14 protein-coding genes are annotated in these 19,399 nt (G+C 50.2%); 13 read left to right on the top strand and 1 reads right to left on the bottom strand.

All coding sequences use genetic code 11. From position 1 onward, the window contains the following. Window positions 1–199: 199 nt before the first annotated feature. The gene (locus RDL68_RS03790; RefSeq protein ID WP_308540350.1) at window positions 200–1,651 is read left to right on the top strand and encodes an alpha-amylase; all 1,452 of its coding nucleotides are present in this window, start codon (window positions 200–202) and stop codon (window positions 1,649–1,651) included. Window positions 1,652–1,659: 8 nt separating this feature from the next. Then, complete coding sequence (locus RDL68_RS03785) at window positions 1,660–2,265, top strand: ribonuclease H family protein (RefSeq protein ID WP_308540349.1); 606 nt, start codon at window positions 1,660–1,662, stop codon at window positions 2,263–2,265. A gap of 9 nt (window positions 2,266–2,274) precedes the next feature. Here RDL68_RS03785 and mscL read toward each other — a convergent pair whose 3' ends face one another. Further along, window positions 2,275–2,661, bottom strand: coding sequence for a large conductance mechanosensitive channel protein MscL (gene mscL, locus RDL68_RS03780; RefSeq protein WP_308540348.1), 387 nt, complete (start codon window positions 2,659–2,661; stop codon window positions 2,275–2,277). 240 nt (window positions 2,662–2,901) lie between these two features. Here mscL and RDL68_RS03775 point away from each other — a divergent pair, with 240 nt between their 5' ends. The 11 genes from RDL68_RS03775 (at window position 2,902) to RDL68_RS03725 (ending at window position 19,029) form a co-directional block, all read left to right on the top strand. Beyond that, window positions 2,902–4,881 carry a sodium-translocating pyrophosphatase gene (locus RDL68_RS03775; RefSeq protein WP_308540347.1) on the top strand — a complete coding sequence of 660 codons (1,980 nt, stop codon included), beginning with the start codon at window positions 2,902–2,904 and terminating at the stop codon, window positions 4,879–4,881. Window positions 4,882–4,972: 91 nt separating this feature from the next. Then, on the top strand, window positions 4,973–6,067 hold the full coding sequence (ychF, locus tag RDL68_RS03770) for a redox-regulated ATPase YchF (RefSeq protein WP_308540346.1): 1,095 nt from the start codon (window positions 4,973–4,975) through the stop codon (window positions 6,065–6,067). 60 nt (window positions 6,068–6,127) lie between these two features. After that, window positions 6,128–7,924, top strand: a complete 1,797-nt coding sequence (locus RDL68_RS03765) for an aminopeptidase P family protein (protein ID WP_308540345.1) — start codon at window positions 6,128–6,130, stop codon at window positions 7,922–7,924. Continuing rightward, complete coding sequence (uvrC, locus tag RDL68_RS03760; RefSeq protein WP_308540344.1) at window positions 7,921–9,891, top strand: excinuclease ABC subunit UvrC; 1,971 nt, start codon at window positions 7,921–7,923, stop codon at window positions 9,889–9,891. The genes RDL68_RS03765 and uvrC overlap by 4 nt, the downstream gene beginning before the upstream one ends. 2 nt (window positions 9,892–9,893) lie before the next feature. After that, window positions 9,894–10,847, top strand: coding sequence for an HPr(Ser) kinase/phosphatase (hprK, locus tag RDL68_RS03755; protein WP_308540343.1), 954 nt, complete (start codon window positions 9,894–9,896; stop codon window positions 10,845–10,847). A gap of 130 nt (window positions 10,848–10,977) precedes the next feature. Continuing rightward, a complete protein-coding gene (gene nifJ, locus RDL68_RS03750) occupies window positions 10,978–14,508 on the top strand; it encodes a pyruvate:ferredoxin (flavodoxin) oxidoreductase (RefSeq protein ID WP_308540342.1) in 3,531 nt (1,176 codons plus the stop codon). A 107-nt stretch (window positions 14,509–14,615) separates the two neighbouring features. Next, on the top strand, window positions 14,616–15,527 hold the full coding sequence (murB, locus tag RDL68_RS03745; protein WP_308540341.1) for a UDP-N-acetylmuramate dehydrogenase: 912 nt from the start codon (window positions 14,616–14,618) through the stop codon (window positions 15,525–15,527). An 85-nt stretch (window positions 15,528–15,612) separates the two neighbouring features. Then, window positions 15,613–16,503 carry an RNase adapter RapZ gene (gene rapZ / locus RDL68_RS03740; protein WP_308540340.1) on the top strand — a complete coding sequence of 297 codons (891 nt, stop codon included), beginning with the start codon at window positions 15,613–15,615 and terminating at the stop codon, window positions 16,501–16,503. After that, window positions 16,500–16,934: an NUDIX hydrolase gene (locus RDL68_RS03735; RefSeq protein WP_308540339.1), complete on the top strand. Its 435-nt coding sequence runs from the start codon at window positions 16,500–16,502 to the stop codon at window positions 16,932–16,934. Before rapZ ends, RDL68_RS03735 begins: the two co-directional genes overlap by 4 nt. Window positions 16,935–16,936: 2 nt before the next feature. Further along, the gene (gene whiA, locus RDL68_RS03730) at window positions 16,937–17,872 is read left to right on the top strand and encodes a DNA-binding protein WhiA (RefSeq protein WP_308540338.1); all 936 of its coding nucleotides are present in this window, start codon (window positions 16,937–16,939) and stop codon (window positions 17,870–17,872) included. Further along, window positions 17,869–19,029 carry an LCP family protein gene (locus RDL68_RS03725; RefSeq protein WP_308540337.1) on the top strand — a complete coding sequence of 387 codons (1,161 nt, stop codon included), beginning with the start codon at window positions 17,869–17,871 and terminating at the stop codon, window positions 19,027–19,029. The genes whiA and RDL68_RS03725 overlap by 4 nt, the downstream gene beginning before the upstream one ends. The last annotated feature ends 370 nt before the right edge of the window (window positions 19,030–19,399 follow it).

Below are 19,399 nucleotides of genomic sequence, written 5' to 3'. Positions count from 1 at the left end.
TTACAAGTGTGCTTTTTTACGGATTTATTTCAGACAAACTTTCTGTAATCTGTCGAGTGTTACGTGGCCCACGAAAGACTTTTGGCGCTCGTAGCAGAAAAAAAGACTAATGTCAGGTAGAATAAAAAGGAATTGGAAATTATAAACGAGATTACAAATGCGTTGGCACGGTTAGAAAACGCACAAGAAAGGACTTCACATGGCAATTAACGGCGTAATGGTACAGTCTTTTGACTGGGAATATCCGGCAGATGGATCGTTTTATCGTCAGTTGACATCCATGGCGGAAGCTATGGCAAAGATGGGGGTTACGGCGGTATGGATGCCTCCGGCACATAAGGGAACCAGTGATCAGGACGTGGGGTATGGCAGTTATGACTACTGGGATTTGGGTGAATTTGATCAAAAAGGCACTGTGCGAACCAAATACGGAACACGGGATGAGCTGGAAGCGTGCATCCAAGCGCTGCATGACCAGCAAATCGCTGTCTATGCGGATATGGTCTTTAATCACAAAGGTGGTGCGGATGAAACAGAGGTTTTTCGCGCCGTGATGGTGGATCAAAACGACCGCACCAAGGATGTCGGGGAAGCGCATGACATTGAAGCGTGGACGAAGTTTACGTTTCCCGGTCGCAAAGGAAACTATTCTAAGTTCCAGTGGCATTTTTATCACTTTACAGGTGTGGATTATGATCAGCGTTCCGATACGACGGCTATTTTTCGCATTTTAGGGGATGGTAAGTATTGGTCGGAAGATACCGACTCCGAAAAGGGGAATTTTGATTATCTCATGAACGCCGACATTGATGTCGCGCATCCCGATGTCCAGCAAGAGCTTATGGATGTTGCCTACTTCATGATCAATAGCCTCGGCTATGACGGCTTCCGTTACGATGCGCTCAAACACATTGATACGGGGTTTATTGATCGCCTTTCCGCCTTTATTCGTGAACACCGTCCGGATTTTTTCTTTGTCGGCGAATATTGGAAAAACAGTGAAAGCAAGATGAAGCATTATCTGGAAGAAACAGATTACAATGTGCATCTTTTTGACGTTCCGCTGCATTTTCATTTTGCCGAAGCGTCGCGAAACGAAGCGTATGATATACGACAGATTTTTGATGATACGCTCGTGGCGACTAATCCGGTGCAGGCGGTGACCTTTGTCGATAATCACGATTCGCAACCTGGACAAGCGTTGGAAAGTTGGGTAGATCCGTGGTTTAAGGAAATCGCCTATGCGCTCATTCTTTTGCGCCGTGATGGGTATCCCTGCGTATTTGCAGGCGATTATTACGGAATTCCTTCGGCGGAGTATGCGGGAATAAAGGATGCACTTTTAGCGCTACTGGATGTCCGACAGGGTTTTGCCTACGGCGAACAGGACGATTATTGGGTCACGCCGACGAAAATCGGCTGGGTACGGAGAGGCGACAAAGAGCATCCCTATCCGCTTGCCGTCCTGATTTCTACGGGGGACATGGATGAAGAGCGCATGTTTGTTGGCGAGCAGGAAGCCGGACAAGTCTATGTCGATCGAAGCGGAAAGAACGCAGAAATTACGATTGATGACGAGGGATTTGGGCTTTTTACGGTTGCCCCTGGTTCGGTGACCTATTGGACACGGCGAGATCTTCCTGAGAATTGAGGTGGAAAATGAACTATTATGCGGTGCGCGTCGGCAAGAAGCCCGGCATTTATTCTACTTGGGAATCTTGTCGTGCGCAGGTTCATGGCTTTGCCGGTGCGCAATTTAAAAAATTTACGACAGAAGAAGAGGCGAAGGCGTATATGCAAGCGCTGTCGCCAGAAACCGCCACTCTTGCACCGGAGAAAATTGCCGACGGTGAATGCCGCGCATATGTGGACGGTTCTTTTAACAGCAAGACAAAAACCTTCGGGTACGGCGTGGTTTTCTTTTCTGCCGAAGGAAAAGAAACCTTCTTTGGTTCCGGAAAAGACGAACATGCCCGCCATCGCAATATAGCTGGCGAACTTCGCGGAGCGGAAAAGGCAATGGATCTTGCCCTTGCCAAACATGCCAAGACGCTGACGATTTATCACGATTATGCGGGCATCTGTCACTGGGCTTTAGGCGAGTGGAAAACCAACGTTCCTTTGACACGCGCGTATGCGGAAAAAGCAAAACAAGTACGCGCGAAGCTCACCTTGCGTTTTATTAAAGTCAAAGCGCATACCGGCAATCTTTACAACGAAGAGGCGGATCGCTTAGCCAAAAAAGGTGCCGGATTAGAGGGGTGACGATCTCTCTTATTCCAAGGTTGAGGTGCAGTGAGGGCAGCGTGTAGCGTCGAGCGCAACCTCGGATTTGCAATACGGGCAAGTTTTAGTTGTCGGCGCAACTTCCTTCGGGGAATACATCTTGTTAAACGCTTTGATCATTAGAAACATGACGAACGCGATGACGAGGAAGGAAAATACAGCATTGAGGAAATTGCCGATGGAAAAAACGATGGGGCCCGCGGTGATAGTCCACTCCTTAAAATTCACGCCGTTCAGAAAGACATTAAGAATCGGCGTAATCAGATCAGCGACCAGCGAATCGACAATCGCCTTGAACGCAGCACCCATGATTAAGCCGACTGCCATGTCCAGCACATTTCCCCGTGCAATAAATGCCTTAAATTCTTTAATCATTATTCACTCCTTTTCTTTTTGCGCCGTATTGGTTGCCCGTTCCCTTTGCTGTCTTTTCACAAAAGTGGACGCAACATTTTGGGCGCATCGCACTCTTTCGTCTGTATACCCATAGTCTCGTGGAACCTTCATTATTTCTTTTCTTTGCGCCCCTTCGGCAATGGTATTGTCCCAGGGGATTGTCTATAATAGAGAAAAAGACCGGAGGACGGTCCGGAGAAATCTCGTTTGGAGGTAAACATGAACTTTTTAGCGATTATTGCCATTATTGTCGGCGTGGCATCCATCGCGTTGGCGATGATGAAGCTGCAGGTGATTCAACGGCTTCCTGCCGGAACAAAGGAAATGACACACATCGCGGGGCTTAACCGTGCCGGTGCATTTGCATTTTTACGGCGCGAGTACATGGTCATTGCCGCACTGATGGTCGTCGTATTTTTTGCCATTGGCCTTGGAATTGGATCGTGGTCGACGGCGGTTTGTTTCCTGATTGGCGCGCTTTTCTCCATGCTCGCCGGTTTTATCGGGATGAATGCGGCAACGCTGGCAAACGTGCGTACGACAAATGCGGCAGCGACCAAAGGCATTAACGAGGCGCTGCAAGTCGCCTTTTTCAGCGGTTCTGTTATGGGACTTGTGGTCGTTGGGCTCGGCGCAATCGGCGTTAGCTTTTTCTATCTCCTTTTCCATGATGCCAGCATCGTGATGGGCTTTAGCCTTGGCGCTTCCTTTGTTGCGCTGTTTGCTCGTGTGGGCGGCGGCATTTACACGAAGGCTGCGGATGTCGGCGCCGATTTGGTCGGTAAAGTGGAAGCGGGCATTCCGGAAGATGATCCGCGCAATCCGGCAGTTATCGCAGATAATGTCGGCGATAACGTCGGGGACGTTGCTGGCATGGGCGCAGACCTCTTTGAATCCTATGTTGGCGCAATTTTGTCCGCCATCACCCTTGGCACACTTGCTTTCCAGGAAAAAGGCGTACAATATGCGCTGACGTTAGTTTTTTGTGGTTTGATTTCCGCCATCGTGGGCATTCAATCCGTGCATGGTTCCGATAATCCTCAGCGTTCATTAAACCTCGGTACACTTTACTCCGCTGCAATTTTACTGGTGACCTCCTTGCTCTTTAGCTTTATCGTATTCGGCGAAGTGCGTCCGTTCATTCCCGTGCTCTGTGGCATCGCCGTTGGTTTGGGCATCTCTAAAATCACCGAGATTTATACGTCCGAGGCATTTCCTTTCGTCAAGAAGATTGCCAAAGAATCCACGACCGGTTCGGCTACCAATATCATTTCCGGACTTTCTGTAGGGATGAATTCCACAGCCGTGCCAATTCTTTTTATCGCCATCGGTATTATTGTTTCCTTCATGGGCATGAACGGGATGGGGCCGAATGCCGGTCTCTACGCCATTTCGCTGGCGGCGCTCGGAATGTTGGCAACCTGTGCGATGACCATTGCTGTTGATGCGTACGGGCCGGTAGCCGATAACGCAGGCGGCATTGCCGAGATGACCGCTTTACCGGAAAATGTCCGTGCCATTACGGACAAGTTGGACTCGGTAGGAAATACGACGGCGGCGATTGGTAAGGGATTTGCCATCGGATCCGCTGCATTAACCGCGCTTTCTCTGTTTGCCTCCTATACGCAACACGCGCAGCTGGCAACGTTGGATGTTACTAAACCACAGGTCATTGCCGGTGCGTTTATCGGCGGTATGCTTCCCTTCCTCTTCAGTGCGTTGACGATGAATGCTGTTGGGGATGCCGCTAATGCGATGGTGGAGGAAGTACGCGGACAGTTCCGTAAGAATCCGGGCATTATGCAAGGTACTGCCGACCCGGATTACGGTCGTTGCATTGATATTTCAACACAAGCGTCTTTGCGCAAAATGATTCTGCCGGGTTTACTGGCAGTTGCCGCTCCGCTTTTGGTGGGCATGATAATCGGCGTGGAAGCGCTCGGTGGTTTGCTTGTTGGTGCATTGATCACGGGTGTGCTGTTGGCAATCATGATGGCAAATGCCGGTGGAGCATGGGATAACGCCAAGAAATACATCGAGACCGGCGTATATGGCGGCAAGGGCAGTGACGCGCATAAAGCAGCGGTCACCGGCGATACAGTCGGCGACCCGTTCAAAGATACATCCGGACCGTCCATCAACATTTTGATTAAGCTGATGACGACGGTATCGCTGATTTTCCTTCCGCTGTTTTTATAAGAAGGAAAACAAGAGACAAGGGAAAGCAGGGGGATGAACAGGGCGAAAAACGCCGAACGACCCTCTGGGAACTAAAGGAGAAAGCACATACATGAAATTAGGTATCGTCGGTCTGCCGAACGTCGGGAAGTCCACGCTTTTTAACGCGATCACCCATGCCGGTGTACCGGCGGAAAACTACCCTTTTAATACCATTGAACCCAACATTGGATTGGTGGAGGTGCCGGATGAGCGTCTCTCTGTTCTGGCAGAACGCTTTTCGTCCAAAAAAGTAGTTCCGGCAGTTATTGAGTTTTATGACATCGCCGGTTTGGTGCGCGGAGCGAGCAAAGGAGAAGGGTTGGGAAATAAGTTCCTCGGCGACATTCGAACTTGCGAGGCGATTGTTGAGGTTCTGCGTTGCTTTGAAGATGAAAATGTAACGCATGTGGATGGTTCGGTGGATCCGTTGCGCGATATTGAAACCATCAATTTGGAACTGATTCTGTCGGATTTGGAACAAATTGACCGCATTTTGCTCAAGAAAGAAAAGCAGGCAAAGGCGGATAAAGAGGTGCGCCCCGAAGTAGATCTTTTACAGCGCATTAAAACGGTGCTGGAAGAGGGACGATCTGCCCGCGTGTTAGATCTGAATGACGAAGAGAAAAAACTGCTCAGCTCGTATCAGCTTTTGTCGGTCAAACCGGTCATTTACGTTGCCAATGTGAGCGATGAGGATTGTGCGGATGATGGGGCAACTAACGAAAACGTCCAAAAGGTACGCGCATTTGCGGAAACGGAGCAGGCGCGTGTCGTGGTTATTTCGGCAAAGACCGAGGCGGAGATTGCGCAGTTAGACGAAGAAGAACGGGCGGAGTTTCTGACTATGATGGGACTTAGCCAATCCGGTTTAGATCGGCTTATTGTTGCCTCCTATGACCTTTTAGGGCTCATGTCTTTCCTAACGACGGGAGAAGATGAATCGCGCGCTTGGACGATTGCCAAGGGGACGAGTGCTTGGGAAGCTGCCGGGAAAATTCACTCCGATATTCAGCGCGGCTTCATTCGCGCGGAAATTTTTTCCTATGCGGACTTTATGGCAGCTGGATCTATGGCGGCGATTCGTGAGTCTGGAAAATTACGATTGGAAGGAAAAGACTATATTATGCGCGACGGCGACATCGTGCATTTCCGCTTTAATGTGTAATGTTGATCTGGTCATAAAGCATAGACCGTGTGATTTGCCGATTCGGCAGAAAGGAGAATTATGACGATTACAGAACGTCTACAGGCCTTGCGTAAGCACATGGCAAAACGAGATTTAGAAGCGTACATCATCCCTACCGCAGATCCGCATCAATCAGAATACGTACCCGATTTCTATAAAACGCGCGTATTCATGAGCGGCTTTACGGGCTCTGCTGGCACTCTTGTGGTGACGAGAAACGGGGCTGGACTGTGGACAGACAGTCGTTATTTCCTGCAAGCCGAGGAACAGCTGAAGGGATCCGGGATTACGCTCTATCGCATGGGCATAGATCAGAAAATGGACGATTTTCTGCGGGAAAATGTCTCTCCGTTCGGGAAGATAGGCTTTGATGGTATGTGCTTTTCCGTTTCACGCTATCGTGAGTTAGCCAAAGCTATGGGAAAGCGCATCTTGGTCATTGACGTGGACTATGTTTCCGATATTTGGACAGATCGTCCGGCGCTTCCCTCAAAACCGGCATTTTTCCTGGACAAAGCCTATTCCGGTGCGACAATTGAAGAAAAATTACGCATCTTGCGCTTTATGCTGCGCGATCGCGAGTGCGACTATACCTTTATCAGTGGTTTGGATGATGTGGCGTATCTTTATAACCTTCGCGGCTACGATGTAGAAGACACACCTGTAGTGTTAAGTTATGCCCTCGTTTCCGAAGAGGAGGCGAAGCTCTTTGTGCAGCAGGATAAGATAACGCCGGAGATTGTGAAGAACCTTGCCGAAGCCGGTGTCGAAATCCTGGATTATGAAGCGATTGCGCCGGCACTGGAGGAAATCGCGGGGCAAAAGATTGTCTATCTTGATCCGGAGTATACGAGTATCACCCTGTATCGTTGTCTGCGCGAAAATGTGAAGATTCAACAGGGGACGAATCTCACTTCGCTGATGAAAGCGATCAAAAATGAGACCGAAATCCGCAATATGAAAGAAGCGTACATCAAAGACGGCGTGGCGCTTATGAAGTTCTTCAACTGGGTGGAAACCGGTGCGCCGTCACGTGCCGTCAACGAGCGAGCGGCGGTACGGAAATTGCATGAACTGCGTGCCGAGCAGGAGCATTTCCTTTTGGATAGTTTTGGCGCCATTATTGGCTATGGTGCAAATGCTGCGGTGGTACATTATGATCCCATGCTAAGCAAAACCACGGCAACCATTGAGCCAAAGGGGCTGCTTTTGGTGGACAGTGGCGGTCATTATTGGGAAGGAACAACGGATATTACACGCACAGTGGCGATGGGTCCGATCACAGAGGAGGAGCGCGAAGATTATACGCTGGTTCTGAAAGCGCATATCGCCGGCATGACAGCGGTGTTTCCCAAGGGGACGCCGGGCATGTACGTTTCCTCTCTTGTGATGTCCCCGTTATATCAGGCGAAGAAAACCTTCTTCCATGGAACGGGACATGGTGTTGGTCATATTTTGGCAGTGCATGAAGGCCCGCAGTCGTTTACGAATGTTCCGAGAGGGGGCGGCATCGTGGAGTTGGCGCCGGGCATGGTGACTTCTATGGAGCCGGGACTCTACGTTGCCGGAAAACACGGCATTCGTATCGAATCCATCACGCTCTGCGTAGAGAAAGAAACGAACGAATACGGTACATGGTATGCTCTTGAAGCGCTTACCTGGGTACCTATCGATACACGACCGGTTAACGTCGATATGCTTACAGAGGAAGAATTGCAGTGGCTCAATGACTACAATGCCATCTGCTACGAGAAACTTTCTCCGCATCTTGAAGACGAAGACCTCCGCTACTTGTCCGCACGCTGCAAGCCGCTTGAACGCGAGACGAGGGAATGAAAGATTTTTCAGAGGAATTGAAACGACTGCCCGAATCGCCGGGCGTGTACCTCATGCGTGACGCAAACAACGTCATTATTTATGTGGGGAAGGCGATTTCTCTGCGTCGGCGTGTGCGGTCCTATTTTACCCCTTCTTCCCATGGAAAGAGCCCAAAGGTGCTTGCTATGGTGGAGCACGTCGATCATTTCGAATACATCGTCGTGGACAACGAGGTCGAAGCCTTGGTGCTGGAGTCCAATTTCATCAAACAGCATCGACCTCATTACAACATCTTGCTTCGCGACGACAAGCAGTATCCGTATATCTGCATTCCGCAGGAACGCTATCCGCGTCTTCTTAAAGTGCGCCAAACCAAGCAGGACGGCGCAAGGTACTTTGGTCCCTTTCCCAATGCCTATGCGGTGAATGATACGATCCGTCTCTTTCAGCGTCTTTTCGGTTTGCGTACTTGTCGTCTTGATTTCGACCGTGGCGCGCGGCGGAAAAGACCTTGTCTCAATTACGATTTGGGGCAATGTCCTGCCCCTTGTGTCGGTTTGGCGGATGAAGCGGCGTATCAGGAGCAGGTGCGTCGGGTGGAAGAGGTGCTCAAGGGAAATGATCGCGAGATTCGGGCGCACTGGATGCAGGAAATGATGACGGCATCCGAGGCGCTGGATTATGAACGAGCGGCGCGTTATCGTGATGCGCTTTACAATTTGGATGCGTTGCAGGAAAAACAGAAGGTTACGCTAACGCGTGGAAAAGATGCGGATATCCTCGCCATGGCGCGAAGTGGTAATCAGATTATTATGCAGGTTTTTTTCGTGCGTGGCGGAAAAGTCGTTGACCGGCGCACGTTTCGTATTCAGGAAGAATATCAGGAAGAGGAAAAAGCGGTTCTTGCGTCTTTCCTGAAGCAATTTTATCTGGATGCGCCCTATATTCCCGGTGAAATTTATTTGGCGCAAAAGCCGGAAGAAGAGGAGACCATCGTCGCGTTTCTTCGTGAAAGGAAAGGTCATGCGGTGCATTTGCGTGTGCCAAAGAGAGGCGACAAATTGGCGCTTCTGCGTACGGCACAGGCGAATGCCGAGGAACAGTTAACAAAAGCCCTTGCTCGGGAAGAACGAAAAGAACGCAACAAAGAAGCAGGGATTCGCGCCTTAGAGGGCATTGTCGGCAGGACGCTTTCCCGCGTTGAGGCATATGACGTATCCAATGTTTCCGGCGTGCAGAACGTCGGCGCAATGGTGGTTTTTAACCGGGAACGGAAAGAACCGAAAGAATACCGAAAGTTTAAGATACAAAGCGTAGAGGGAAGCGATGATTATGCTTCCCAGCGTGAGATGCTTTCGCGACGTATTGCGCATGGTTTGCGTGATCGAGACGAAGGAAAAACCAACACCGGTTTTGGCGTATTGCCCTCTGTTATTCTGATGGATGGTGGGAAGGGACATGTACACGTGGCAGAAGCGGTTCTTCGTGCCCAAAAACTGGACATTCCCATCGTAGGCATGGTGAAAGATGATCGGCATGTGACGCGCGCATTGTTCTATCAGGAGCGGGAATGGGCGTTAGATCCTCGATCCCCTCTGTATCATTATCTTTATGCCGTACAGGAAGAAGTCCATCGCTTTGCCATTACCTATCACCGGCGGCTGCGCACAAGTGCCATGACGCAGTCGGCGTTGGACGCTATTCCCGGCATCGGACAGAAACGGCGTACAGCGCTTCTTCGCGCGTTCGGTTCGATGGATCGTATGAAGGAGGCTTCCGTAGAGGAGCTTTCCGCGCCGGAAGGTATGACCCGACAGGCTGCGCAGGCGGTTTGGACGTATCTTCAAGACGAAGCGAAAAAGGAAGCCACGTTAACGAAAACAAAGGACTCGGATGAGTTGCTTCCAACGCCAAAAGAAGTTGCCGTAGAAAAGCGGATGCGAGAAAAAAGTCAAAAGACAAGCGGCGAGCAGAAAGAGGAATAGCCATGGAAAGCGAAAATCGAACCGTAAAATTGGTCGAATTGGTGGAAAAAACCGGACTGGAAGTGGTGTCTCGCTCGACGGACTATGAAGACATCATTATTAAAGGAGCGGATGTGAACCGCCCCGGACTGCAATTAGCCGGTTTCATGGAAAATTTCCCCTGGGGACGTCTGCAGATTATCGGGCGCGTCGAATATATCTATTACATGCAGCTTTCGCCGCAGCTTCGGTACGAACGCTTTCGAGGGCTTTTTTCCTATCCTATTCCGGCGCTCATTTATTCTTATGATCAGGCGATTACCGACGATATTTTAGATTTAGCCGATTATTACAACAAGACGATTTTGCGCACGCCGTTGCAGACCACCAAATTGGTTGCGCAGATGAACCAGGAATTAGAAAAACTACTGGCGCCGTCCACTACCGTACATGCCGGTTTAATGGAAGTGTTCGGTACGGGGGTACTCATTCAAGGAAAGAGTGCCGTGGGAAAATCTGAAACCGGACTGGATCTACTGATTCGTGGGCACCGTCTTGTGGCGGATGATGTGGTGGAGCTCACGAGGGTGGATAACAGCCTCATAGGGCAGGCTCCCGAAAATATTCGTCATTACATGGAAATTCGCGGTCTGGGTATTTTGGACATTCGCCGTCTGTATGGCATCGGTTCCGTTAAGGAAGAGACGGAGATCGAGATGGTGATTATGTTGGAGGACTGGCAAGACGATAAAGAATACGACCGGCTGGGCATTACGGATGAATATACCGAGATTCTTGGCGTTCGTCTTCCTGCCATCACGGTGCCGGTAAAACCCGGACGCAATCTCGGCATGATTATCGAAGTCGCCGTGCGCAATAATCGTTTGAAGCAGATGGGCTATAACGCTGCATTGGAATTAAACAATCGTCTGATTGAGGAATCCAACCGCATGGCACGCGAAGAGGGCATACAATAGACCAAATTGGGCGCAAGTTTGACGGAAGAACACCTTTCTTTTATACTTTGGATGGGTTCAAAAAGATGGAGAACAGTGGGATTTTCCCCAGAAAACGGCAGGATGGCCGCACAGAAAGTCAGGAGTAATTATGGTGCAAAAGTTCAAAACAATGGATGGCAACGAAGCTGCCGCCTATGTTTCGTATGCGTTTACGGAAGTGGCGACGATCTATCCGATCACCCCTTCCTCTCCGATGCCGGAGCACGTCGATACATGGGCAGCGAACGGGATGAAGAACATTTTCGGTAAACCGGTGCAGGTAGTGGAAATGCAGTCAGAAGCCGGTGCCGCCGGTGCGGTACACGGTTCTCTCGCCGCCGGTGCACTGACGAGTACGTATACCGCTTCGCAAGGTTTGCTGCTGATGATTCCGGATATGTATAAAATCGCCGGCGAGAATTTGCCGGGCGTTTTCCACGTGGCTGCGCGTGCGGTGGCAAGCCATGCGCTTTCCATTTACGGAGACCATTCCGACATTAACTCGGCGCGTATGACCGGCTTGGCTTTCCTCTGCTCCAGCTCTGTACAGGAAGTTATGGATTTGGGCGCAGTCGCGCATTTAAGTGCCATTGAAGGTTCCCTGCCGTTCTGCCATTTCTTCGACGGTTTCCGTACGTCGCATGAAATTAATAAAGTGGCGGTTTGGGATTTCAAAGACTTGGACGAAATGGTCGATCACAAAGCGATTCAGGCGTTCCGCGATCGCTCCATGAATCCGAACCGTCCCAAAACGATGGGAACATCGCAGTCGCCGGACATCTTCTTCCAGAATCTGGAAGCATCTAATCGATTCTACGAAGACATCATTCCCATTGTCGAAAAGAATATGGCAAAGGTCTCTGAAAAGACCGGTCGTTCCTATCATCTGTTTGATTACTATGGCGACCCGGAAGCGGAAAACGTCGTTGTATTGATGGGATCCGCCTGTGAGGCGATGGAAGAGGTCATTGATGCCGAGGCAGAGAAAGGCAATAAGCTCGGCATGATCAAAGTCCGTCTCTATCGTCCGTTCAGCCGTAAGCATTTCCTTGAAGCCCTGCCGAAGAATGTGAAGAAGATTGCGGTGCTTGACCGCACAAAAGAAAAAGGTGCTTTGGGCGAACCGCTCTACATGGATGTCTGCGCCGCATTATACGATGCGGATATTCATCCGGTCGTTGTCGGCGGACGCTACGGAATGGGCTCCAAGGATACCATTCCGACGCATCTTCTTGCCGTATTCCGTAACCTCGAAAAAGACGAGCCGAAGAATCATTTCACGATTTCCATCGAAGACGATGTCACCAATCTTTCCCTTGATCAGTCCGAAGTGTTACGCATTCGCGAAGAGGGCACCACGCGCTGCAAATTCTGGGGCTTCGGCTCCGACGGTACGGTCGGTGCTAACAAACAAGCCATTAAAATCATCGGCGATAATACCGATCAGAATGCACAAGGGTATTTCTTCTACGATTCTAAGAAATCCGGCGGTTTGACGATCTCGCATCTGCGTTTCGGGAAAAACAAGATTCGTTCGACGTATCTGCTGGATGAAGCGGATTTTGTCTCCTGCTCAAAACAGGCGTATGTCCATCAATATGATCTTCTCCGCGGTCTCAAACAAGGCGGCGTATTCCTGCTCAACTGCACTTGGGCGAAGGAAGAATTAGAGGATCATCTGCCGGGACAGATGAAGCGGTATTTGGCAGAGAACAATATTCAGTTCTACATTATCAATGCGTCAAAACTGGCGCAGGATATTGGTCTGGGCAACCGCACGAATATGATTATCCAGTCTGCCTTCTTCAAACTTTCCGGCGTATTGCCCATCGAAGAAGCGGTTGCGCATTTGAAGGATTCCATCGTCAAAGCCTATGGGCACAAGGGCGATGACGTGGTAAACATGAACAATAAAGCAGTTGACGCAGGAATCGAAGCGCTTGAAAGGGTAGATATTCCTTCGGCATGGGCGACGGCTGAGGACGAGACGGTGGATCTTTCGGGTACGCCGGAATTCTTTAAGAAAGTGGTTCGTCCCATGCTGCGCAACGAAGGTGACGATCTTCCGGTTTCCGCTTTTGTCGGACGTGAAGACGGTCATTGGGATGCCGGCACTTCCGAATATGAGAAGCGCGGCATTGCACTCTATGTTCCGGAATGGCAGATTGATAACTGCATTCAGTGCAATCAGTGTTCCTATGTTTGCCCGCACGCGGTCATTCGTCCGTTCCTGTTAAATGAAGAAGAGCAGAAGAACGCGCCGGAAGGTTTTGTTTCCAAGAAAGCCATCGGCAAAGATATGGAAGGATTGAATTTCCGTATTCAGGTTTCGCAACTGGACTGCACGGGTTGCGGTAACTGCGCGGATGTTTGCCCGGCGAAGACGAAGGCGCTCGTTATGAAGCCGTTTGAAGAGCAGTATGAGGCGCAGAAGGGACTCTGGGAATATGCGCATGAGAAAGTCGGCTACAAGGAAGTCATGCCGGATTCCACGATTAAGGGTTCACAGTTCAAACAGCCGTTGCTGGAATTCTCCGGCGCGTGCGCGGGCTGTGGCGAAACGCCGTATGCGCGTTTGCTGACCCAGCTCTTTGGGGATCGAATGTTGATTGCCAATGCGACCGGCTGCTCGTCCATCTGGGGCGCTTCGGCACCATCCACACCGTATACAGTGGATGCCAACGGCTGCGGTCCGGCTTGGGGCAACTCGCTCTTTGAGGATGCGGCTGAATATGGTTACGGCATGTTGCTTGCCACGGAATCCAACCGCGACTTGGCAGAGACGAAGATGAAGCAATTCCTCGAATTGCAAATCGATACGCCGCTGAACGAACTCTTTACTGCTTGGATGGAAGGCAAGAGCGACTATCGTGCTTCTAAAGCAGCGACAGCGGATATTTTGGAAGCCGCCAAGAAAGGTGTCAATAACGCCGAAGGGCAAAAACTTTTGGACGAAATTATCGACCTGAAAGACTACATGACCAAGAAGTCGCAGTGGATTTTCGGCGGCGACGGATGGGCATTCGATATCGGATACGGCGGATTGGATCACGTTCTGGCATCGGGCAAGGACGTCAACATCCTCGTCATGAACACCGAAGTCTATTCCAACACCGGCGGTCAATCCTCGAAGGCGACTCCGCTTGCGGCGATTGCGCAATTTGCCGCATCCGGAAAGCGCATTAAGTCGAAGGATCTCGGACTCATGCAGTCCACATACGGTTACGTCTACGTTGCTCAGATTGCTATGGGCGCAAACCAGAACCAGACCATCAAGGCATTGCGTGAAGCCGAAGCGTATAACGGCCCGTCCCTCATCATTGCCTATGCACCGTGCATCAACCATGGAATCCGCATCGGTATGGGCAAGAGCCAAGAACGCGAGAAGCAGGCTGTCGAAGCCGGTTACTGGCACCTGTGGCGCTACAATCCGCTGCTGGCGGAGGAAGGCAAAAATCCGTTCCAGCTTGACTCGAAAGAGCCGACGGCGGATTTCCAGGAATTCCTGATGGGCGAGGTACGTTACTCTTCCCTCAAACGCAATTTCCCCAAAGCGGCAAGCGAGCTATATGCTGCAGCGGAAAAGGCGGCGAAGGAACGCTATGAGAATTACAAACGCCTGGCGGCGATTGAATACTAAAACGGATTCAAACGCATCGTTTATGGAAAGGACACCCAACACAAATCTTGTGTTGGGTGTCCTTTTTAGGGTAATCTTATGACATATAAGTCTGGGGAGGCGGAGGAATGATAAAGGAGAATCAGCGTGCGGAGTTGCGCTCAGGAGCGTATGGCATTGTCACAGAAAATGTGTGCCTATCTTCGCTAACGACTTTTCATTTGGGCGGTCCGTGTGATCTGTTGATAGAAGTGACTTCAGAAAAGGAAGCACTGCGTACCATTCGTTATTTGCGCAGCAATGCCATCCCGTTTTTCGTTATCGGAAATGGATCGAATTTACTGGTTCGTGATGGCGGTCTGGATGGTGTAGTGGTCAAGATGGGACCGGCGTTTTCGGATGTTACGGTGGATGGCAATTTCATTACCGCACAAGCGGGTGCGGCAGTGGCGAAAGTAGCACAAGCCAGTTTTCGAGCCGGTCTTACCGGCATGGAAGCCCTTGCCGGTATTCCGGGAACCGTGGGCGGTGGCGTGATAATGAATGCAGGTGCCTATGAACAGGAAATGAAGGATGTTCTTTGTTCTCTACATGCGATAGCCGATGATAATACGTTATGCACATTGTCACGCGAGGAAATGGAGTTGGGCTATCGCACCTCGCGCATGATGCGCGAAAGCATGGTGGTTACGGAGGTTACCTTTGCCCTCAAACCGGGAAATCCGGAGGAAATTCGTGAAAAAGCCGAAGAGTTTGCCGTGCGAAGACGAACAAAACAGCCTTTGGACAAGTATTCTGCAGGATCCACCTTTAAGCGTCCGCAGGGGCATTTCGCCGGCGCATTAATTGAACAGGCGGGGCTTCGCGGCTACACCCTTCGCGGGGCGAAAGTTTCCGATAAACATTGTGGCTTTCTTATCAACAACGGCGAAGCGACGGCACGTGATGTGTTGGATCTGATGGCTTACGTGCAGGATACGGTAAAAAAGCACTCCGGGGTCGATTTGGAACCGGAAGTGCGCATTATGGGAAAAGAATAGGCAGAGTAGCGCGTGCAGGCAAGGCGGTGAATCGTCTTGCGTATGCCGGAAATAGAAAAGACCATCATCGAAAGGAGGTGTCCGCATGAAAATGGTTATTGTCACCGGTATGAGCGGTGCGGGGAAAAGTTCCGCCCTGCGTCTTTTTGAAGACATGGGTTACTATTGCATGGATAATATTCCTCCACAGCTGATTACTAATTTTCTGGACTTAACCAGAAGCGCTTCGAAGCCGATGAATCAGATCGCTTTGGGCGTGGATATTCGCGGAGGCGCTTTCTTTGAAGATTTACAATCCACCGTCGAGGCATTAAAAAAAGAAAATGACATGGAAGTGACAACGCTTTTTTTGACGGCTTCCGACGAGACCTTGGTACGCCGCTATAAAGAATTGCGAAGACCGCATCCTATGGATAAGGCCGGCAACATCTTTGACGGCATTCAACGTGAAAAGAGCTTTCTGGCGCATTTGCGTCAATCTTCGGATGTTGTCGTGGACACCACCGATAAAACGCTGGGAGAGTTGAAAGAACAAATTGATCATCTGTTTTTGTCCGAAGGCGAAAAACCGGCGCTGCGGATTTCTGTGATGTCCTTTGGCTACAAGCATGGCATTGTGTTAGATGCGGACTTAGTGTTTGACGTGCGTTTCGTCAATAATCCTTTCTATATTTCGACGCTGCGCAAGCTGACGGGGTTGGATGCGCCGTTAAAGGATTATGTATTGCAATTTCCGGAAACGGAACAGTTTCTGACCAAAACGATGGACTTATTGTCGTTTTTAATTCCGCTTTACATACGCGAAGGAAAACGGACGTTGACCGTTGCACTGGGCTGCACGGGAGGACGCCATCGTTCCGTCGTGATGGCGGAGATGCTGGGGGCTAAACTGAGCGAGCGGTATCAGGGGGTTAATGTCTCACACCGTGATCGTCGTTATTGGAAAGACTCTGCACAGAAAGGGGGTCTGCGATGAAAGAAACGAGCGCCGGCGGCGTTATCATCAGAGGAAAAGACGTACTGGTTCTACGCAAGTTCCGCGGAGACTGGGTGCTGCCGAAAGGGCGCATCGAAGCCGGCGAAACGCTGGAGCAAACGGCTCTGCGCGAAGTCAGCGAAGAGAGCGGCCTTACTTGTCGCGTAGGGGAGTACATCGGTTTCGTGCGTTACAATTACGCCAAACCGAATGGCGTAGAAGTGCATAAAACGGTTCATTATTACACGATGACGGCAGAAGGAGGCTCGATGAAGCCTCAACGTGAAGAGGGGTTTTGCGATTCGGCATTTATGCCTTGGCGAAAAGCGGTGAAATTGCTGCGACACGACTCGGAACGCAGTATGGTGCGTCAGGCGTTTACTGGCACATCGTCGGCAAAAAAGAAAACACCGCCTCCTGTGGAGTCATAATCATGAGTTTCTCTTACGACACCAAAAGTGAATGCGCCCATTTGCCGGTGCATTCTAAAATTGAGGCACTTCTTGAACTCTCTGCCATGGCGCGTTTGAATGCGGCAATGGTTATCAATCGCGACGGACATCATCTTCGTTTTTTTTCGGAGCATCCCGAGGTGATTGGCTGTGTAGCCACGCTGTCGCGTTTTTTGTTGCAAGTAGAAGGTGAGATTTGTGCGCAGCAGGATGATCGTCTCCAAAAAAGACCGGTTTATTATATGGATCTTCCGGAGAAGGCAACCGAAGAGCTCTTTGCACAGAGTGGAGTTGATCTTTTTGGCCATGCAACACAAAGTCGAGAAGCGATTTTTGGTCGTCTTGGCGTAGAGGCGAATGCTCGGGCGTATTTACGTGGTGCCTTTTTAGCAGCGGGTTCCGTGGTAGACCCGGAGAAATCGTATCATTTGGAAGTGGTAACCAAAAACGAATGGGACGGCGAGATTTTAGCGCACGTTTTTCAGACGCTCTCTCTTCCTGTGAAGCAGACGACGCGCGGAACGCTTACGGTATACTACTTCAAAGACTCTGAGGCGATTTCCGACATGATGATTGCTTTAGGGGCTTCCGCGGCCATGCTGGCGTTGGAAAATGTCAAAATTAAAAAAGAAGTGAAAAATGCGATAAACCGCAAATCCAATGCAGAAGCAGCCAATCTGGACAAACAGTACCAAGCAGCGTTAGAACAGATTCGTGCGATTCACTGCATTGATGAAAAACGAGGGTTAGACAGTCTTTCGGAATCCCTTCGCGCTGTGGCACAGGCGCGCTTAGAGCATCCTATGGCAAATCTTAGGCAACTTGGCGAGCAATTCAATCCGCCCTTGAGCAAGTCCGGTGTCATGCACCGTATGCGTCGCTTGCTTGAAGAAGCATCTATGTTGGAGGAGAAATGAATACATACCGTAATGAAGACGATTCGCGCAGACGCGATCCGCGCGGGCGGGATGGAAAGTACCGTTTTTCGCCTGAACAGAGGTATCAGGAAAGGGAACGGGAAGAGGACACGCTGCCATTGACGGTTGCCGACGTGCGTCGCGCAATGCGCGCTGAGCAGGAAGAGCGCCGTCAGGCGAGTCGATATCAGCAAAGGCAAAAGAATGACGCATATCGACGTATGCGTATAGAAGATTTTGAGGAAGAGGCGGAAGAACCGCGTAAAAAGAAAAGCTGCTTAGGACGATTCTTCCGTCTGCTTCTCCTCTTGCTCATCGTCGCCATCCTCTTTTTGGTGGGCTATCTTTTTCTTTGGGATAAAGAAAAAGAGAATTTGCCGATTCCTTCAGCAGAAGAAGGCAATACGCTTGCACCCATTCACGACGATCTGCTTGTGCTTATGGCGGGCGTGGATGATACCGGCGCAGGAGAACCGCAACGCACGGATACGCTTTTGCTGTTGCGCTTTGCTTTTGGAGAAGGGCGTCTGATCGGGTTGTCCATACCGCGTGATTCGCGCGTCTATATTGATGGAGAGCCGGATAAGATTAACCATGCCCATGCGTATGGGGGAATAGAATTGACCATACAAACCATACGTGATTTTCTGGGCATTGATCTGGATTATTACCTCGAAGTGGACTATCAAACGGTCAAGGCGGTGGTTGACGCTGCAGGAGGCGTTCGCTATAACGTGCCGGAAGATGCTGCGCCGGTTCCCGGCGAAGTGCATCGCGTGGGCGACCATGTGCTAAACGGAGAAGAAACGCTTAGCTTTCTGCGTCATCGCCAAGGATATGTGAATGGGGATATAGACCGCGTAAAGGCGCAGCAAGCCTTTGTTCGGGAAACGGCAAAGCAAGTGGCATCCCCGCTCCGCTTTTACCGTTATCCTTTTGTGCTTCACGCCCTGCGTACCAATGCGAAAACCAATCTTCCGGCGCTGCCGCTGCTCCCCAAAGCACCCGGCGTGTTGTTCACCGGTTTATCGAACATGGAGCTTCACACCCTTCCCGGAGAAGGGGATATGATTGATGGCGTAAGCTATTATCTTGTCGATGAGGAAGAAACCCTTTCGATGGTGCAGGAGTTATTCGCACCGTTCCTATTAAGATGAAAAAGTACGGCATCGATTCTGTTTTTTATCTGTAATAAAGAAAGTCGACACGAATCGGAAAGAAAAGGACAGAGGCAAATGCGCAGAAAATGCGCAACGGCGAGGCAAAGTCTGCCCATTGTCGCTAAAAATAAAAAAATAGAGAAAAGTGTTGACAGAGATAATATGAGGTGGTAAACTGCATAAGTCGCGCCGAAAAGAACAAGCGACAAGAAAAAGAAAAAGCGAAAATAAAGCACAACTTTTCTTGACAAGCACTTTATGGCGTGATAGACTATTCAAGCACTCCCAAAAAGGGAGAGCGCGAACCTTCAAAAGTGAATACGTGAATAACTTTGAGTAAAAATAATTCAAACAACAAATTTAGAGT

The sequence above is a fragment of the uncultured Murdochiella sp. genome (genome assembly GCF_902488755.1).
In the GTDB taxonomy this organism is placed as follows: domain Bacteria; phylum Bacillota; class Clostridia; order Tissierellales; family Peptoniphilaceae; genus Murdochiella.
Note: the sequence above shows the minus strand (reverse complement) of the source record. Positions and strands in the feature narration are given on the sequence as shown.